Origin of the sequence: Pedobacter sp. MR2016-24 (genome assembly GCF_026239655.1) — a bacterium.
Classification (GTDB): domain Bacteria; phylum Bacteroidota; class Bacteroidia; order Sphingobacteriales; family Sphingobacteriaceae; genus Pedobacter.
The window spans coordinates 675240-689980 of the sequence record NZ_JAPIVO010000004.1; the positions used below are offsets into that span (position 1 = coordinate 675240).

The window sequence follows — 14741 nt, forward strand, 5'->3', positions numbered from 1 at the left end:
ATTTCTTTTAAACTTTAAAAGCGGCCATCACTGCAAAGTTATTGGATTTATAGATGCAGTCAGTTTCAGGAAACCCAGCTTTTTCCAGCATCTGTAATTGTGTTTCCAATTTCCCGAACCGGTCCAGCTTAATCCGTTCAAAGGCATTATCAATAGCTGTCTGCTCCAGACCCGAGTTAATGACAGTTTGTTTCCAGTTCGATTTATAATAGCTGTCGAACCATTGCGTTCTTCCTTCCACCTGGTCAGCATTAATAAATACGCCTCCGTCATTAAGCGCATCGAAAACGTACTGATAAAGCGATGCTTTCTGCTCATCCTCCAAATGATGTATAGCGAGTGCTGAAATAATCAGATCATATTTTTCTTTAATGGGGCCGGATGTGAAGTCATATTCACCAAATTCAAAATTATCCAGGCCTGCAAAGCGTTCTTTTGCTACTGCAAGCATATCGGTAGAAATATCAGTTAAGGTGAAATGAAGGTCGTTCCTTTGCTGATAAATATATTGAGTGAAAAGTCCTGTTCCTGCTCCAATATCCAATACTTTTTTTGCAGTGCTGAGTGTTTTTATGATAGGTGTGCAGCAGGTGTAAAAGTCATCAAGGCAGGGAATGAGAAATTTTCTCTGACCATCATACTTTTTAGATACACTGTTAAATTGCGCTTTAATATTCTCCATATCCAAAATTACTATTCTTTTATTATCTTAATCATACTATCTGAGTTTTAGCAGAGCGGCTAGGAAAACGTGGAGAAGACCAGATAGCTCATTATAAATATTGATGATCATCAGCAACATCATCGTATATAAAAGCTTTTTTAATTATTAAAAGTAAACATTGGCTAGTTAAGAATGAAACTGATCAATAAGTCAGTAATATTGGTTATAAGTTCAGTGATCTGTATACTTTTTTTCAGATAATTGTGGGGAGATTTGCCTGTGTAGATGAGCTTGATCAACCTATATGAACCAATGGACGATGGGCTCACTTACTTTTTCAGCCTTGGTTAGGCCCGTTAAAATGAACACTATTGGTCAGCCTGCGGATGCTAAACACTGACAGAAGCAAGAAATAAGATCAAATGCAATTTGTCACGGATAATTCAAATTCAAAGTATTGTACCGATCGTTCTAATTAGAATATTATGTTTGTAGACCAAACGGTACAGAATATGAAAAAATTAGAAAATAAAGTCGCATTGGTGACTGGTGCTTCCAAAGGTATCGGCGCCGCTATCGCAAAAAAGCTAGCCGAAGATGGGGCAGCAGTCATTGTAAATTATGCTTCTTCAAAAGCAGATGCCCAAAAAGTGGTGGACGCTATTATCGAAAACGGCGGTAAAGCTACTGCTATACAAGGCGATGTTTCCATTGCCGATGATGTGAAAAGAATTTTGGCTGAAACTGTTGATCTATATGGAAAGATCGACATCCTCGTCAACAATGCAGGTGTGTATGAATGGGGGCCGCTTGAATCTGTCACAGAGGAAGGCTTTCACCGTCAGTTTAATATTAACGTACTCGGCTTGCTCATCGCATCTCAGACTGCTGTAGGTTATTTTGCAGATAATGGAGGCAATATCATTAACATCGGATCGGGCGTATCCACATCTCAGCCTGCCGGAAGCGTGTTGTATACCGCTACCAAAAGTGCAGTGGACTCGATAACAAGAGTACTTTCGAAAGAACTTGGACCGAAAAACATCCGCGTCAACTCTATTAACCCCGGGATGGTAGACACTGAAGGATCTCGCGCTGGTGGATTTATCGGTAGTGATCTTGAAAAACACTTCGTCAGCATTACTCCATTACTTCGCGTAGGCGTGCCAGAGGATGTTGCATTAATCGCTTCCTTTCTGGCATCAGAAGAGTCACGCTGGTTAACCGGTGAAATCATATCAGCAAGTGGTGGTCTCCGCTAGTCATTCAACTGTTACCTCTTTCCGGGATGAAACTCAAATAAAATCAATAGCTTTGCCTCTGAAGGCAAAGCTATTGATCATTATGAGAAGTAAAGATTTTGATGAAGAGGAGATATTGAGGAAGGCCATCCATATTTTCTGGGAAAAAGGCTACAACGCAACCTCCATACATGATCTGATTGACGGACTCGGAATTGGCCGTTCCAGTATATACCATGCATTTGGCGACAAGCATAAACTTTTTGTACAAGCCCTCGAATTCTACCAGTCAGAAGGTACTGCAAAAATCAGGAACACAATTGACAATGCTCCATCTCTGAAAGTGGCTGTTGAAACATTGTTAAATGGCGTCATTAATGATGTCCTTCAGGAGGCCTGCCCTAAAGGTTGCTTTAAGATCAATTCCGAAGTAGAGGTGGCAGCGCAGGACGAAATCGTCAGACAACTTGTTTACAATGATGATTTGCTGATTGAAGATGCGCTATATCAGGCATTTAAAAAAGCGCAGCAAAGCGGCGAGATCGACGCTGCTAAAGATCCGTTAGCACTTGCCCGCTTTATCTGCAATACCATCAGCGGAATGCGCGTATATGCGAAATTTAGAAGTGAACGCGCGTTTTTCGAAGATATCGCGAAGACTGCACTTTCAGTGATAGCATAAACATCCGCTATCTTCACCCTTCTCTCATTATAAACTAATTATGGATTCATTTTATTAAAAGTTGCCTTTACTGCTGCCGGATCTGCATTAGCCATTATATCACTGAATCCAAAAGTCAATTCCTGTTTTCCTGCTTTCATTTGCTCAAATACAGCCGTTACAAAATCGCTGACTTCCGGTTGCCCGTCGTGCAGACCTTTACCACCAAGATCGGTATTCAATGCTGGGGGGATCATTTCAATGACTTCAATATTTCTTGATTTCAGCTGATACCTTAATGACTGGGTAAAGGAATGGAAGAATGCTTTGGTAGCGCAATAAACCGGAACTTTTGCCAGCTGAACAAATGATAATCCAGAGGTTACATTGATAATCGCATTTAAGGATTCCAGTCCGATAAATAAGTTAGTCAGATGAATCGGTGCAAGTATATTAGTTGTCACCTCTGCATCCGCTTTCTGATAAAAATCTTCGTCAGAAACATTCATCCAGTTCTGGATTCCTGCATTGTTTACCAGTACATTTAAGTCACTGTGATTTTCAGCAACCCATTTATACAGCGCTATCCTTTCTGCCTCTGTAGACAGATCGCAAACCTTTGTAATCACTGAAGGAAATTTCGCCGCTACTTCCTTGAGTGCATCCTCGCGTCTGCCGCAAATAATAACGGTATTATTATCCTGAATAAACCTTTCTGTAAGACCTAAGCCAATGCCGCTTGCACCACCTGTAATTAAAATTTTATTATTTGATAAATTCATTTTATTCCGATTTGTTGTTTGTATCAAAGATAACCACAACAGTTTTCATTTTTTTGCGAAAATCAATCTATTGTTTGCCAGATTCAAAGAAACCCGGTAATAAGATCAGGAATGAACTGCAACATCAATCTCCAGCTACAGTTCAGAGGAGCCAATTTTTACGCTTATGCTTTTACGAATGCTACAGGTATCTCAATTATTGATGCAATTTTACGGTCTGAGTATTTAAAATGCTCAACCAGGTATTTCACCATACCTTCTGCCAAATCAGTCCTCTTTCTTCCTTGCGCCTGCTATTCTCGCATCCATTAAAGCTTCCGGCCACCAATTTTCTTCATGTCGGTTGACTTCGATTTCTATTAACAGCCTCTTAATAAGATCAATTTTGAATGCGAGGAGTGCCTCGTCCCATTTCCGGGCATCGACGATCAAACTTTTATTTTTCTAAAACCTAATGGAGACATTCCTGACATTTTGCGAAAAGTCCGAATAAAATAAGCGTAATCGGAATAACCTAATTCATGAGCGATTTGCTTTACGTCAGCTTCAGTATAATTCAGTAAGCGCTTCGCTTCGCTGAATAATTCCTGGCCAATCCAATAACTTACTGTTGATCCTGTCACTTTTTTAACAGCTTCATTTAAATAACCGGATGAAACGTTAAGTTTTGATGCATACGCAGACGGACTTTTTATCGTACGCACATGCGCGGTCAATAATGCTTTAAATTGACGCGTAAGTTCTGCAGACCGCTTATGCATCTTCACAACTTTTTCTATAGTGTGATAACTGCTCGCCGCCATTGCCAAAAATGATTGTGCGAGACTATGAATGAGCGTTATATAATATTTATCAACCTGATGTTCTGTAGATTCTTTATGCAATAAATTGAGCAGGGCAGTATATCGTTTCAATTCATCGCTGGTCAGTTTACAGGGAAGCTGCAGATTGGGGCCTTGTTCAAACGCATCTCTTAAATGGGGTTTGATCAATGAAACATCTACTGCCAGAAACCATCCTTCAGCACTATTCACTTTTATTCGGTGATGAACCTGGGAGGGTAAAATATAATACAGTTCTTTTCCGGAAATTGAGACCTTCTGCGAATCAACTTTTAAGGATCCGGAGCCACTCTTGAGCAGGAAAAAAATATAATGATCGTCGCGATGAGCTATTTCTGGTGTATCTTCATATTTATCATCTCGTTTAAAGATTTTGATCTGCAGGCCTGCATTTGTTTTATTCTTTAACTGATCAATGGGGATAGTGTTCATCAACACAAAATTACCTTTATAATTTTAAATTCAATAATTTGTCTGCATTGCTATGGGCAATCTGACGTACTTGTTCATCAGGCAGTTCGATGCCATTTAGGAATGCTATTCCCATTTCATTTGTGCTGAAAGGATAATCAACAGAAAACATGATGTTATCAACTCCAAATGTCTCCAAAGCGATTTTTAAGGGGGGCTGGGTAAAGAAGCCACTGGTAGTGATATGTACCTGCTGATGGAAAGTATCAGTAAGCGTACGTTGATTGGCGCCTCCATTTCCGGGCTTGAAGGCTCTTTCAGACCTCACCATCATCATTGGTAGCATTTCGCCCATGTGACCAATGATCAGCTTCAGCTTGGGGTATCTGTCAAATACTCCTGAATACAATAGTCGTAAAACGTGCAGGGCAGTTTCAGCATGCCATCCCCAGCCATAACAAGCCAAAGCCTCAGCCATTCCAGAATGGTTGGGCAGCCCGCTATAATAAATATCAGCTATCCCTTTTGGCGGGAGACCGGGATGCAGGTAGATGGGTACACCCAATTTTTCGGCCTTTTCAAATACAGGCGCAAACTGTGGCTGATCTAAAAACATACCCTGCGTTAGTCCCCGGATCATCGCTCCGCGAAAGTTGTATTCTTTTACTACCCGTTCTAACTCATCGGCTGCCGCCAGGGGAGCCGTCATTGGCAGGTGTGCAAAAGCTGTAAACCGCTGCTCAAAGCCTGCAATTCTTTGGGCTATTAAGTCATTATATTGTGAGGCGAAGGCCGGGGCATCTGCCTGGCTTAACAGGTTTGCCCCAGAGCTGTCAACGGAAAGCACCTGAGTTGAAATACCATTGTCATCCATTGATTGCAGACGCTCACCAGTGATATCATCCAGTTTGGGTATCAGCTGTTGCATTCTTTCTGACTGTCCAAAACCGCCAAGGGCTTCTTTAGGGATTTTTTGTGTCATTTCCGGAAAGGAAATGTGTTCTTCGAGTGTGACTATGCGCATGTTCATTTCGTTATTGATGATGGAGTGCTTCATACCACAAAGTAAAACATTCACCTTTGACCAGACCAGACAACATTAATGGCAATCATAGGACTATTCATGGCAATTCTTTCCTGTTCGATTTACATCATAAATGCATATCTTTCGCTGATTCAACAATTTTTTTAAATGACACCTCAGGAAATTCTACAAGGACATCTTGCTAAAACTATTCATTTGACTGATGATGAGTTTAATTACTTCTTTTCGCACTTTAAGCCACAATCCTATAAAAAAGGACAAACCATTATCAATGTTGACGATCGTGTGAACTGTGAATATTTTGTGTTGAAGGGCTGCTTAAAAACATATTATATGAATGACGATCAGAAGATGTTTATCCTTCAATTCGCAATGCCAACATGGTGGGCGTCTGACTATAATGCCTTATACAATGATGTGAAAGCGACAGTTAGCCTGGATTGTATTACCGATGCCGATGTATTGTGCCTTTCCGGTGAAGACAGGGAAAAACTATGTAAGGAAATTTATGCCCTTGAGTACTTTTTTCGCTGGCGCTCTAACAGAGGATTTGTGGTTGCACAAAAAAGACTATTATCTTTTATGAATAACGATGCACGGCATCGTTACGAAGAATTAATGAGTATGTATCCTCAACTGTATAATATCGTTCCAAAACAACTTATCGCTGCCTATCTTGGTGTTTCGAGGGAAACACTAAGCCGTTTGTACCAACATTAATCGTTAATTTCCTCTTAGGGTATCTAAACCATAGCCGGATATCAGGCAATAAAGTATGATGTCCCTGTATTAATAAAACAGGGACATCATATTTGTTTTATGTATTGGCTATTGAACTTCCAAAAGTTTGATCATCTTTTGTGCAACACCTTTAGCTGATGCCGGATTTTGTCCGGTTACCAGGTTACCGTCAGCAATGCTGTGATCAGACCAGGCCTCAGCTTCATGGAATTTGGCTCCCTGATTGGTTAGCGCTGTTTGCAATAGGAAAGGTACGTCCGCTGCGGCGTAATTATGCTCTTCTTCATTGGTAAAAGAAGTGATGTTTTTGCCTTCAAGCAGATAGCTGCCATCACTAAGTTTAACATTTAAAAGTGAAACAGGACCGTGACATACTGCGCCAATGACGTCATTACGTTCGTAAGCTTCTTTGATTACTGCTTTAAGCAGCGTATTTTCTGGCATATCTACCATCGGCGCCAGTCCACCAGGAATAAAAATTGCATCGTATGCACTTACACCGGCATCCTCAAGTTTAATCGCTTTCTGCATAGCTGCCCAGCCGTTTCCTGTTAAAAACGACAAATTTTGCGGATCGCCGGCAAGGTTGAGGGCATCAAGATAGGGAGTGTCTCCCGTTAAACTGGCAAAATCGATGTCATAATTTGCAGCTTCAAATTCGGCATAGGGGTGTGCCACTTCTGGTAAAAAAATGCCGGTTCTTCTATTATTTGGTCCAATTGCATTAGCGTTGGAAACGATGATCAAAACTTTTCTCATGATATTGAATTTTAGGATTGTTATAGGTGTAGGATTAAAATAGTGGTTTCACAAATAGTACTTCACGCACTTCCAGGTGGGGAATGATTTTACCTGCTACAATCGTTTGGTAGTGGGCAGCGTTTTTATGTGCATCCAGGGCTTCCTCGTTAACGTATCGCTCATGCAGTATAATCTCGTTGGGATCTTTTTCTGATTGATAGATCGCATAGGCAAGATTTCCTTTTTCTTTTTTTGTTTTCTCAGCCAGTTCAGGTAGTAACTTCAGTACGCTGGCGGTTTCTGTTTCTTTAATTCTCCATTTTACAATTACTTCTCTTTCCATTGTATTGTATTTTTTATGGTAAATAATAATTCGTGTTTGATTACATGACAAAGGTGCTGTGAATGAGGAAATAATACCTGTGACCTGGATCACATTTAAAGTGGAAGAATACTATTGTGATGTACATCACAATGCGTGTAGCAGCACTAAATGAAGAAGCCGAAAGAAATATTTCCGGCTATCATAAAATTTTCTGCAGATAAGGCAAATACATCATGCTTAGTCTGACTACATCATTCACCTGAGGATAGAACGCGATTGAGGAGATCGCTGAATACGTGATTCTTATTTTCAACTGCAGAATGAGTTGAAAAGATAATATTCAATTGATATACATTTTAAGAATCTGGTTCATGCTTCAGGAACCAGATTCTTAAAATGTATAATATACTTAAAAGTTATACATTTAATCGATTACTGTTACAGCTGGTCTGGCTTCCAGTAATGTGATTAATGCTTTAGCAGCAGGGCCGGCTGAAAGCGGATTTTGACCCGTAACCAATAACCCGTCCTGTTCCACATGTGACAGGAATGGTGCTATCGCTGTTTTTACTGTTGCGCCCAATTCTTCAAGACGACTTTGCAATAGGTAAGGTACATTTCCGCTGCGTCCAACCATCGTTTCTTCCGTATCGCTGAAAGCAGAAATTGTCTTCCCGGTTAACAGACCCGGTCTGAGTCTGGCTGCACTGATCAGCGCGGCCGGGCCGTGACATACGGCTGCAACAGGTTTGCCTGCATCCAGAAAATTAAGAATCAATTCTCCGCTATTGTTATCCACCGCCAGGTCCCAGATCGGCCCATGTCCGCCAGGATAGAATACTGCATCATAATCTGCAGCATTGATCTGGTTCAATACGGTGGTATGATCAAAAGCTGCCTTCGCGATCTCATCATCCTGAAAACGGCGGTTTGATTCCGTGATATTTTCAGTCAGTTCACTCATCCAGTCTACAGGTGGTCTGCCGCCCTTCGGGCTGCTCAGGGTCACCTGATAACCTGCATCAATAAATTCATAATAAGGGTCGGTAAATTCACCCAGCCAAACCCCTGTTTTGCTATCGGTATTTTCCATCGCACTGTGCGAGGTGATCACCATTAAGATATTTTTCATCATCTATTATTTAATGTCCTCCGGATCAACCTGATTGCCTTCTTCGTCTACCTGCTGGTTTTTGTCCCAGTTGTTCTCGCGTTTATCTGTTGATTGCTGATCGGCTGTGCTGTCAGTTCCAGACTGTGTCTGCTCATCTTGTTCTTTAGGATCTTTCATAGTTAGTAGCTTTTTGTTTCGATAACAAAGCAGGACAGCAAAGGTTCCATTTTTTGAATTTTTTGTAGGCTGAGCTAGTAGGTAAGGAAATTGATCGGATGTATTTTTCATAAGGTGATAATTTATTCCCAATTTGGCGGCTGATTTTAAATGAAGAAAATAACATGACTGAGAACGAGTTTTTAATTTATTGTCAGAGCCAGGTTTCAGGCCCGCTTAATGATGAAGATATTGTACTGATGCTAACTGCCTGGGGGCAGATAAAATACTCTTCCGGATATAACCAGGCTTTAGCCGACCGGGGACTGGATGCGGAGACTCCAATTACGCCTGCAGATGGTGAGTAAGGTCATTTATTAAGGGGATATTAGTGTATATTATTTGCTCATCTGGTATATTTATTTAATGGCGGTATATGAAAAAAATCATCTCTCTGCTTGTCCTGTTCGTAATTTCTGCTGGTGCGTATGCACAACAGGGGAGGTCTCTTGCAGCGTTGCAGCGTGCTTATCAAGCCTGTCTGGACACAGGAAATAATGGCTACGGTTGTGCTGTAGGATTTTATCAGCAAATGGACAGTTTGCTGAATAACGTTTATAACGGAATTAGAGCAAAATCTACTCCGGAACAAAAAGAAAACCTTAAAGATGAGCAGCTGGAATGGCTGTCCAAACGGGATCTTTATTTTAAGAAAACTTTTACAGAAGTTAAAAAGAACAGTCCGGGTATCACACCCGCAAATCTGGCTAAAGCTTCAAAAGACGATAAAATGGTGATGTACAATGCTAATGCAGTATTTGTGAAAAGTCGCGTAGCAGTATTGATGAAACGCGGACCTACCGATTATGATGATGCTGTATATCAGGTTAACCCGGAGGGCAATTATCTGTATAAAAACCGGGTGGTTGATAGAAAAAAGGAAATAGAGGGGTATTTCGGAGATATTAAAGTGAAAAAACTGGCCGATGGGAAAGTTGCACTCACATTATTTATCTGTCGTGGTGCACCGAGTTATAATTCGGGCAGCTTACATGACACATTAGCTGTTAAAAATAATGTGGCTACTTATCTGTATGAAGGCGGTAACTCGTGCCGGGTATCTTTTCATTTTTACAAGCAAGGTATTAGGGTAGAAGAACATACCAAAGAAACCGGTGACGGATGCGGTTTTGGCTATGCTGTATATTCAGATGGATTTTACAACCGTAGCAATAAAGAAATCAGATAATCTCAATTTATTTTTAAGCGTGTACAATATTCGGCTGTTCCATTCGTCTTTATATGGAGAGCGTTAATTTAGAAAAGCGGGAATGAACGGATGTGTCATTTCCGCTTTTTCTTTTTGACCGTTTTATTTGAATAATGAAATGAGTTTTTGACCCTGCAGAAAACTATGATCTAAGTAGACTGACCCAAAAAAGTTGTATAGACTGTATAAATTTTTTTCCAAGGTGATCAAATAACAATGGTTAGCTTCTTAATTCTTTATCCTGGTTCTCTATCATCCATCCGGGATATTGTTTGGGCAGAGGGCTGACTTCTTCAATTTTTAAAAGGTCGGTCGCGCTTAAACCTAAATCTGTAGAACCGACGTTGGACTGCAGCTGTTCTATATTCTTAGCACCAATAATTGTACTGGTAACACCAGGTTGCTGCCTGACCCAGGCAAGGGCTACCTGTGCAGTAGTTGCTTGATAATGATCACCAATTGTTTTCATTACATCCACCAGATCATAAGCTTTATCCTTATCAATTGGGGGAAAATCAAAACTGGATCTTCGGGAATTATTTTCTGCTGCCCCCTCACGGGTATACTTGCCTGATAAAAAACCTCCGGCAAGCGGACTCCACGGGAAAATGGCAAGGTCATGATCTTTCGCCATCGGGACCAGTTCATGTTCAATATCACGTGTTATCGCTGAATAGAAATACTCGAGACCGATAAATTTATGCCAGCCATTATAATGTGCTATTGCCTGTGCTTTAGCTACCATCCAGGCCGGCCAGTTACAAATGGCAATATAGCGCACTTTTCCGCTTTCAACTACATCATTTAAGGAACGTACAATATCTTCGAGCGAAGTTTTAAAATCTACTCCGTGGACATATAGTATATCAATATGGTCCAGTTGTAGGCGCTTCAGGCTGTCGTCCACAGCATTGAAGATATGGTAGCGTGAAAGTCCTGAACTGTTTCGGTTTTCCTTCATCTTACCCAGTACCTTTGTCGCTATAACGAGCTCATCACGCAGTACCTGAAGATCTTTCAGACCCTGGCCGAGCAATTGTTCAGCCTGTCCAAAAGAGTAAATATCCGCGGTATCTATAAAATTGATACCAGAGTTAATCACTGCCTCCAGCATCTTGTTAACCTCCTTTTGCTGTAACTGACCAATATTGTTCCACATTCCCGCTTCCTGGCCTCCAAAGGTCATGGTTCCAAAACAAAGTTCCGAAACCATCAAGCCAGTGTTCCCGACATAGTTATATTTCATGGTTAGGCTGATTAAGGTTTTCTGATGAACGGCTTTGCATGAACAATCCAAACCAGTCTTCAAGGTGCCAGGTATGCGTAATCTTACCATCTTTAAGGTGATGTAATTCCAGCATGGATACTTTTACCTTTTTGTTTACAGGTGAAATGCCCATAAATTCTTTGTCATGAGTAAAAGTCATTTCCGCCCGCACTGCAATACGCCCGGCCGTGCCAAATATGTCCTGCAGGGTTATTTTAATGTCCGGAAAAGTTTGGTGAAAAAAGGTAATCAGGTTCTTTAATCCTTCAGGTCCTGCTTTCTGCTCTGGAGCCATCGGTATATCCTGCCAGTCCGGACTAAAAAGTGCATCAATAATTGTCAGGTCATTCGTTTGCCAGGCTTTATAGGAGGTCTGGATAGCCTCAACTGTTGCTGTACTGATGGGCTCTGCCATGTTCGGCGTATTGTTTTCTGTATTCATGATAGATGTGTTATTTTTGTTGCTTTAAGCTGTTGCAGGGTATGACTTAAATATGTTCCATAGCCCTCAAAATAATGTTCCGGTTTAGGGTTTTTTAGGACATCAAAACAATGGTAACCTGGAAGAATCTCATAACCGAAGAATTTATAGTTAAGGGTAACATTAAGCAGAACATCGTCTGCTGATCCACCTAGCATCCATAGCTGTTCCTTATTATCAAAACAGTCTTGCGGGGCATTCCATGTAGCTGAAATAAACATTGCTTTGCCGGTCATTAAACCACCTGAGCCATACTGCTTGGCAGGATCGCCTGGAGTTCTGCCATCGTTTGTCGCCATCCTTCCGCTAAATAATCCTTTGTTAAACACTTCGTCAGCATATTTTTTATAAGACCAGGGTAGGTTAGCCCAGTTGACTGGTGTCTGCAAGACAACAAGATCACTTAATAGATGCTTTTCTACTTCTTCATCAACATCATAACCCTGGTCTATAATAGTTTCCGACACCCGGATATCATGGTCACGAAAAAATGATTTCGCTTGCTGAGCAAGAGTTTTATTAAGCCTGCCTTCGCTAATTCCGTCATATTTTTGATGGGCATTGATAATTAATACTTCTTTCATTATTTGAATTTATTTGGCTCAAAGTAAAGCATTAGCTATCTTTGAGGCAAGTACTTACCATTCGGTATGGTACTTACCTTTACCACTGAAACATTGATTAACAGCTACATAAAAATGGAAAATACGGAAAGAAAAATTTGGGGTGGTGAGGAGTGTCCAATAACTCTGTTTATGGAACAGATTGGCGGAAAATGGAAACCCGTTATTTTATGGTTGTTGTTTCAGGAGGGAACGATGAGATTCAGCGAATTGGATAAATCCATTAGCGGAATAACCCAAAAGATGCTGTCACAGCAGCTTAAAGGGCTGGAAGAAAATGGTACTATTAAGCGGGTATCTTATCCGGTTATACCGCCAAAAGTTGAATACAGCCTGACAGATAAAGGTAAATCACTATTTAGTGTGCTCGACAGCTTGTGTAAATGGAGCGAGAACAATCTTTCGCGCTAATAAACAGATTTGACTATTTAACGCGGTTGAGTCAGTTAAATATTGAAGATCTTGTAGGAAGATCCGCTTCCACCGTTAAAATGTATCTTTATTCCGGTATTTTGTATAAATCCTGCGACAGTAATCAGGGTAAATTTGTTTTATCAAAAACAGATAAACAACAATAAAAAAATGTCGAAAATAATTTTTATTACGGGAGCATCCCGCGGATTTGGAAAGATATGGGCGGAAGCTTTTTTGGAACGTGGTGATAAAGTAGTTGTCACTTCAAGAAGTTTAAGCGCCTTAAAAGAGCTGGTGGACAGGTTTGGAAGTGCCGTGCTACCACTGGAACTTGAGATAACCAACAGGGCTGCATGTTTCGAGGCGATGGCAAAAGCTAAAGCTCATTTTGGAAAAATTGATGTGGTAATTAATAATGCAGGTACAGGTGTGTTTGGCGCTGTAGAAGAGCTTGATGAACAGGCTGCGAGAGACATTATTGATGCCAATCTATTTGGTACCTTGTGGATCACTCAAGCTGCACTGCCCATCTTGAGGGAACAGCGCAGTGGTCATATTATACAGTTATCAAGTGCACTTGGTATTTATTCATTCCCTACCGTAGGGATCTATAGTGCTTCGAAGTTTGCTGTGGAAGGACTTAGCGAAGCACTTTCACAGGAAGTGAAAGGGTTTGGTATTGATGTGACCCTTGTGGAACCTAACGGCTATGCTACTGATTTCAATACTTCTTCTGTTCAAAGTAATCCTATAGCGGCTTATGACGATTTGAAAGCTGAATTATATGCGCTACCTGAGTTTTCAGCATCTGATGCCTATGGGGACCCAAATGCTACTTCTGAAGCAATTTTGAAATTAGTAGATACGATCAATCCTCCACTACGCTTAATTCTTGGAAAAAAAGCGCTGCCTTTGGCACAACACTTCTATGAGGAGCGGCTAAACACCTGGGATCAATGGAAAGATGTTTCAGTTAAGGCGCATGGCCTTTAATTAAAATCAATGGTAATTTTATTTAACAATCAGTCTATGCGTTAAGCATAGACTGATTAATATTCAACATATGCACTTCAAAAGTCTGGCCGATGTTCATCGCTGTAATCAATATCCAGAACCCGAAAATCCGCTGCTAACACTATTTACTTGTAATCCGCTACGTAATGTGACCAGTTACGAGGTGACCACTGATTTCTTTGTTATTGCTTTTAAGAAGTTTAGCTCAGGTCATATCAGATACGGCAAAACAAGGTATGACCATGAGAGCGGCTCAATGTATTTTTTGAAGCCACATCAGACCTTGCAAATGAAAGATGTAGCGCTGGATGGTGATGGCTTCGAAATTTGGTTCCATGAAGATTACCTGAGTGGTCATCCGTTGCACACGGAAATAAAGAAGTATAGTTTTTTTAATTATGAGCTGAATGAAGCGCTGCATATTTCTTCTAAGGAGCAACAAGTCATATGGGAACTATATGAGAAGATAGCATCTGAATACCATAATAATCAGGACGAATTTACAAGGGATATTATTCTGGGACACATTGAGTCCATCCTAAAATATTCGCTACGTTTCTATAAGAGGCAGTTTATTAACCGTTTTATACATTCGGGAACTACGGCCACTAAATTCAATAACGCATTAACTGCCTATTTTGAAAAGGGGCTGCTAGCGGAAAGAGGCTTACCTACAGTAGCCATGTTTGCGGACGAACTCAACTTATCTCCGCGTTACCTCAGTGATCTGCTAAAACAGGAAACCGGAAAAACAGCCATGGATCTCATTCAGATCTTCCTGATTTCAGAAGCGAAAAATCTACTCAACCAAGGCAACTTAACAGTAAATGAGATCTCCTATATCCTGGGCTTTGAGAATCCTCCTTACTTCTCACGCTTATTTAAAAAGGAAACAGGGCTGAGTCCTAATCAGTTTAAAAAGCAGTACTCAAATTAAATATAGGCATAG

General features: G+C 40.7%; 19 protein-coding genes. 8 read left to right on the forward strand and 11 right to left on the reverse strand.

Going from position 1 to position 14741, the window contains the following annotated elements:
• Positions 1–7: 7 nt before the first annotated feature.
• Positions 8–682 (reverse strand): class I SAM-dependent methyltransferase, encoded by a 675-nt coding sequence (locus OQX62_RS13875; RefSeq protein ID WP_265832134.1) that lies wholly within the window; start codon positions 680–682, stop codon positions 8–10.
• Between the two features lie 494 nt (positions 683–1176).
• On the opposite strand from OQX62_RS13875, the gene OQX62_RS13880 reads away from it, so the two are divergent.
• Positions 1177–1926 (forward strand): SDR family NAD(P)-dependent oxidoreductase, encoded by a 750-nt coding sequence (locus OQX62_RS13880; RefSeq protein WP_265832135.1) that lies wholly within the window; start codon positions 1177–1179, stop codon positions 1924–1926.
• 82 nt (positions 1927–2008) lie between these two features.
• A complete protein-coding gene (locus tag OQX62_RS13885) occupies positions 2009–2587 on the forward strand; it encodes a TetR/AcrR family transcriptional regulator (RefSeq protein ID WP_265832136.1) in 579 nt (192 codons plus the stop codon).
• A 38-nt stretch (positions 2588–2625) separates the two neighbouring features.
• Here the strand turns inward: OQX62_RS13885 and OQX62_RS13890 are convergent, their stop codons facing one another.
• The 3 genes from OQX62_RS13890 to OQX62_RS13900 form a co-directional block, all read right to left on the reverse strand.
• Positions 2626–3348 carry an SDR family oxidoreductase gene (locus OQX62_RS13890; protein ID WP_265832137.1) on the reverse strand — a complete coding sequence of 241 codons (723 nt, stop codon included), beginning with the start codon at positions 3346–3348 and terminating at the stop codon, positions 2626–2628.
• Between the two features lie 428 nt (positions 3349–3776).
• The gene (locus OQX62_RS13895; protein WP_265832138.1) at positions 3777–4622 is read right to left on the reverse strand and encodes a helix-turn-helix domain-containing protein; all 846 of its coding nucleotides are present in this window, start codon (positions 4620–4622) and stop codon (positions 3777–3779) included.
• Positions 4623–4638: 16 nt separating this feature from the next.
• Positions 4639–5658 (reverse strand): amidohydrolase family protein, encoded by a 1020-nt coding sequence (locus OQX62_RS13900; protein WP_265832139.1) that lies wholly within the window; start codon positions 5656–5658, stop codon positions 4639–4641.
• Positions 5659–5793: 135 nt separating this feature from the next.
• Here OQX62_RS13900 and OQX62_RS13905 point away from each other — a divergent pair, with 135 nt between their 5' ends.
• The gene (locus tag OQX62_RS13905; RefSeq protein ID WP_265832140.1) at positions 5794–6366 is read left to right on the forward strand and encodes a Crp/Fnr family transcriptional regulator; all 573 of its coding nucleotides are present in this window, start codon (positions 5794–5796) and stop codon (positions 6364–6366) included.
• Between the two features lie 108 nt (positions 6367–6474).
• Here the strand turns inward: OQX62_RS13905 and OQX62_RS13910 are convergent, their stop codons facing one another.
• From OQX62_RS13910 to OQX62_RS13925, 4 genes are all read right to left on the reverse strand, one after another.
• Positions 6475–7146: a type 1 glutamine amidotransferase domain-containing protein gene (locus OQX62_RS13910; RefSeq protein ID WP_265832141.1), complete on the reverse strand. Its 672-nt coding sequence runs from the start codon at positions 7144–7146 to the stop codon at positions 6475–6477.
• 34 nt (positions 7147–7180) lie between these two features.
• Positions 7181–7471 (reverse strand): putative quinol monooxygenase, encoded by a 291-nt coding sequence (locus OQX62_RS13915; RefSeq protein WP_265832142.1) that lies wholly within the window; start codon positions 7469–7471, stop codon positions 7181–7183.
• A gap of 406 nt (positions 7472–7877) precedes the next feature.
• Positions 7878–8588, reverse strand: coding sequence for a type 1 glutamine amidotransferase domain-containing protein (locus tag OQX62_RS13920; RefSeq protein WP_265832143.1), 711 nt, complete (start codon positions 8586–8588; stop codon positions 7878–7880).
• A 3-nt stretch (positions 8589–8591) separates the two neighbouring features.
• Positions 8592–8744, reverse strand: a complete 153-nt coding sequence (locus OQX62_RS13925) for a hypothetical protein (RefSeq protein ID WP_265832144.1) — start codon at positions 8742–8744, stop codon at positions 8592–8594.
• A gap of 164 nt (positions 8745–8908) precedes the next feature.
• Here OQX62_RS13925 and OQX62_RS13930 point away from each other — a divergent pair, with 164 nt between their 5' ends.
• Together OQX62_RS13930 and OQX62_RS13935 are read left to right on the forward strand one after the other, a co-directional pair.
• Positions 8909–9091: a hypothetical protein gene (locus tag OQX62_RS13930; RefSeq protein WP_265832145.1), complete on the forward strand. Its 183-nt coding sequence runs from the start codon at positions 8909–8911 to the stop codon at positions 9089–9091.
• A gap of 68 nt (positions 9092–9159) precedes the next feature.
• The gene (locus tag OQX62_RS13935; RefSeq protein ID WP_265832146.1) at positions 9160–9972 is read left to right on the forward strand and encodes a lysozyme inhibitor LprI family protein; all 813 of its coding nucleotides are present in this window, start codon (positions 9160–9162) and stop codon (positions 9970–9972) included.
• Positions 9973–10213: 241 nt separating this feature from the next.
• On the opposite strand, the gene OQX62_RS13940 is transcribed toward OQX62_RS13935, so the two are convergent.
• Genes OQX62_RS13940 through OQX62_RS13950 form a run of 3 tightly spaced genes read right to left on the reverse strand, consistent with a single transcriptional unit; the run spans position 10214 to position 12325 of the window.
• A complete protein-coding gene (locus OQX62_RS13940; RefSeq protein ID WP_265832147.1) occupies positions 10214–11239 on the reverse strand; it encodes an aldo/keto reductase in 1026 nt (341 codons plus the stop codon).
• On the reverse strand, positions 11229–11702 hold the full coding sequence (locus OQX62_RS13945) for an ester cyclase (protein ID WP_265832148.1): 474 nt from the start codon (positions 11700–11702) through the stop codon (positions 11229–11231). Before OQX62_RS13945 ends, OQX62_RS13940 begins: the two co-directional genes overlap by 11 nt.
• On the reverse strand, positions 11699–12325 hold the full coding sequence (locus OQX62_RS13950) for an NAD(P)H-dependent oxidoreductase (protein ID WP_265832149.1): 627 nt from the start codon (positions 12323–12325) through the stop codon (positions 11699–11701). The genes OQX62_RS13945 and OQX62_RS13950 overlap by 4 nt, the downstream gene beginning before the upstream one ends.
• Positions 12326–12439: 114 nt before the next feature.
• Here OQX62_RS13950 and OQX62_RS13955 point away from each other — a divergent pair, with 114 nt between their 5' ends.
• From OQX62_RS13955 to OQX62_RS13965, 3 genes are all read left to right on the forward strand, one after another.
• Positions 12440–12775, forward strand: coding sequence for a winged helix-turn-helix transcriptional regulator (locus OQX62_RS13955; RefSeq protein ID WP_265832150.1), 336 nt, complete (start codon positions 12440–12442; stop codon positions 12773–12775).
• A gap of 171 nt (positions 12776–12946) precedes the next feature.
• Positions 12947–13771 (forward strand): SDR family NAD(P)-dependent oxidoreductase, encoded by an 825-nt coding sequence (locus OQX62_RS13960; protein WP_265832151.1) that lies wholly within the window; start codon positions 12947–12949, stop codon positions 13769–13771.
• Between the two features lie 70 nt (positions 13772–13841).
• The gene (locus tag OQX62_RS13965) at positions 13842–14729 is read left to right on the forward strand and encodes a helix-turn-helix domain-containing protein (RefSeq protein ID WP_265832152.1); all 888 of its coding nucleotides are present in this window, start codon (positions 13842–13844) and stop codon (positions 14727–14729) included.
• Positions 14730–14741: the final 12 nt, after the last annotated feature.

Bases quoted from the DNA above. Each gene is read 5' to 3' on its own strand.
- OQX62_RS13885 (WP_265832136.1), top strand. From the start codon at position 2,009: ATGAGAAGTAAAGATTTTGATGAAGAGGAGATATTGAGGAAGGCCATC.
- OQX62_RS13925 (WP_265832144.1), bottom strand. From the start codon at position 8,744: ATGAAAGATCCTAAAGAACAAGATGAGCAGACACAGTCTGGAACTGAC.
- OQX62_RS13880 (WP_265832135.1), top strand. From the start codon at position 1,177: ATGAAAAAATTAGAAAATAAAGTCGCATTGGTGACTGGTGCTTCCAAA.
- OQX62_RS13965 (WP_265832152.1), top strand. From the start codon at position 13,842: ATGCACTTCAAAAGTCTGGCCGATGTTCATCGCTGTAATCAATATCCA.
- OQX62_RS13940 (WP_265832147.1), bottom strand. From the start codon at position 11,239: ATGAAATATAACTATGTCGGGAACACTGGCTTGATGGTTTCGGAACTT.
- OQX62_RS13875 (WP_265832134.1), bottom strand. From the start codon at position 682: ATGGAGAATATTAAAGCGCAATTTAACAGTGTATCTAAAAAGTATGAT.
- OQX62_RS13915 (WP_265832142.1), bottom strand. From the start codon at position 7,471: ATGGAAAGAGAAGTAATTGTAAAATGGAGAATTAAAGAAACAGAAACC.
- OQX62_RS13945 (WP_265832148.1), bottom strand. From the start codon at position 11,702: ATGAATACAGAAAACAATACGCCGAACATGGCAGAGCCCATCAGTACA.
- OQX62_RS13895 (WP_265832138.1), bottom strand. From the start codon at position 4,622: ATGAACACTATCCCCATTGATCAGTTAAAGAATAAAACAAATGCAGGC.
- OQX62_RS13955 (WP_265832150.1), top strand. From the start codon at position 12,440: ATGGAAAATACGGAAAGAAAAATTTGGGGTGGTGAGGAGTGTCCAATA.
- OQX62_RS13935 (WP_265832146.1), top strand. From the start codon at position 9,160: ATGAAAAAAATCATCTCTCTGCTTGTCCTGTTCGTAATTTCTGCTGGT.
- OQX62_RS13950 (WP_265832149.1), bottom strand. From the start codon at position 12,325: ATGAAAGAAGTATTAATTATCAATGCCCATCAAAAATATGACGGAATT.
- OQX62_RS13910 (WP_265832141.1), bottom strand. From the start codon at position 7,146: ATGAGAAAAGTTTTGATCATCGTTTCCAACGCTAATGCAATTGGACCA.
- OQX62_RS13960 (WP_265832151.1), top strand. From the start codon at position 12,947: ATGTCGAAAATAATTTTTATTACGGGAGCATCCCGCGGATTTGGAAAG.
- OQX62_RS13920 (WP_265832143.1), bottom strand. From the start codon at position 8,588: ATGATGAAAAATATCTTAATGGTGATCACCTCGCACAGTGCGATGGAA.
- OQX62_RS13930 (WP_265832145.1), top strand. From the start codon at position 8,909: ATGACTGAGAACGAGTTTTTAATTTATTGTCAGAGCCAGGTTTCAGGC.
- OQX62_RS13900 (WP_265832139.1), bottom strand. From the start codon at position 5,658: ATGAAGCACTCCATCATCAATAACGAAATGAACATGCGCATAGTCACA.
- OQX62_RS13890 (WP_265832137.1), bottom strand. From the start codon at position 3,348: ATGAATTTATCAAATAATAAAATTTTAATTACAGGTGGTGCAAGCGGC.
- OQX62_RS13905 (WP_265832140.1), top strand. From the start codon at position 5,794: ATGACACCTCAGGAAATTCTACAAGGACATCTTGCTAAAACTATTCAT.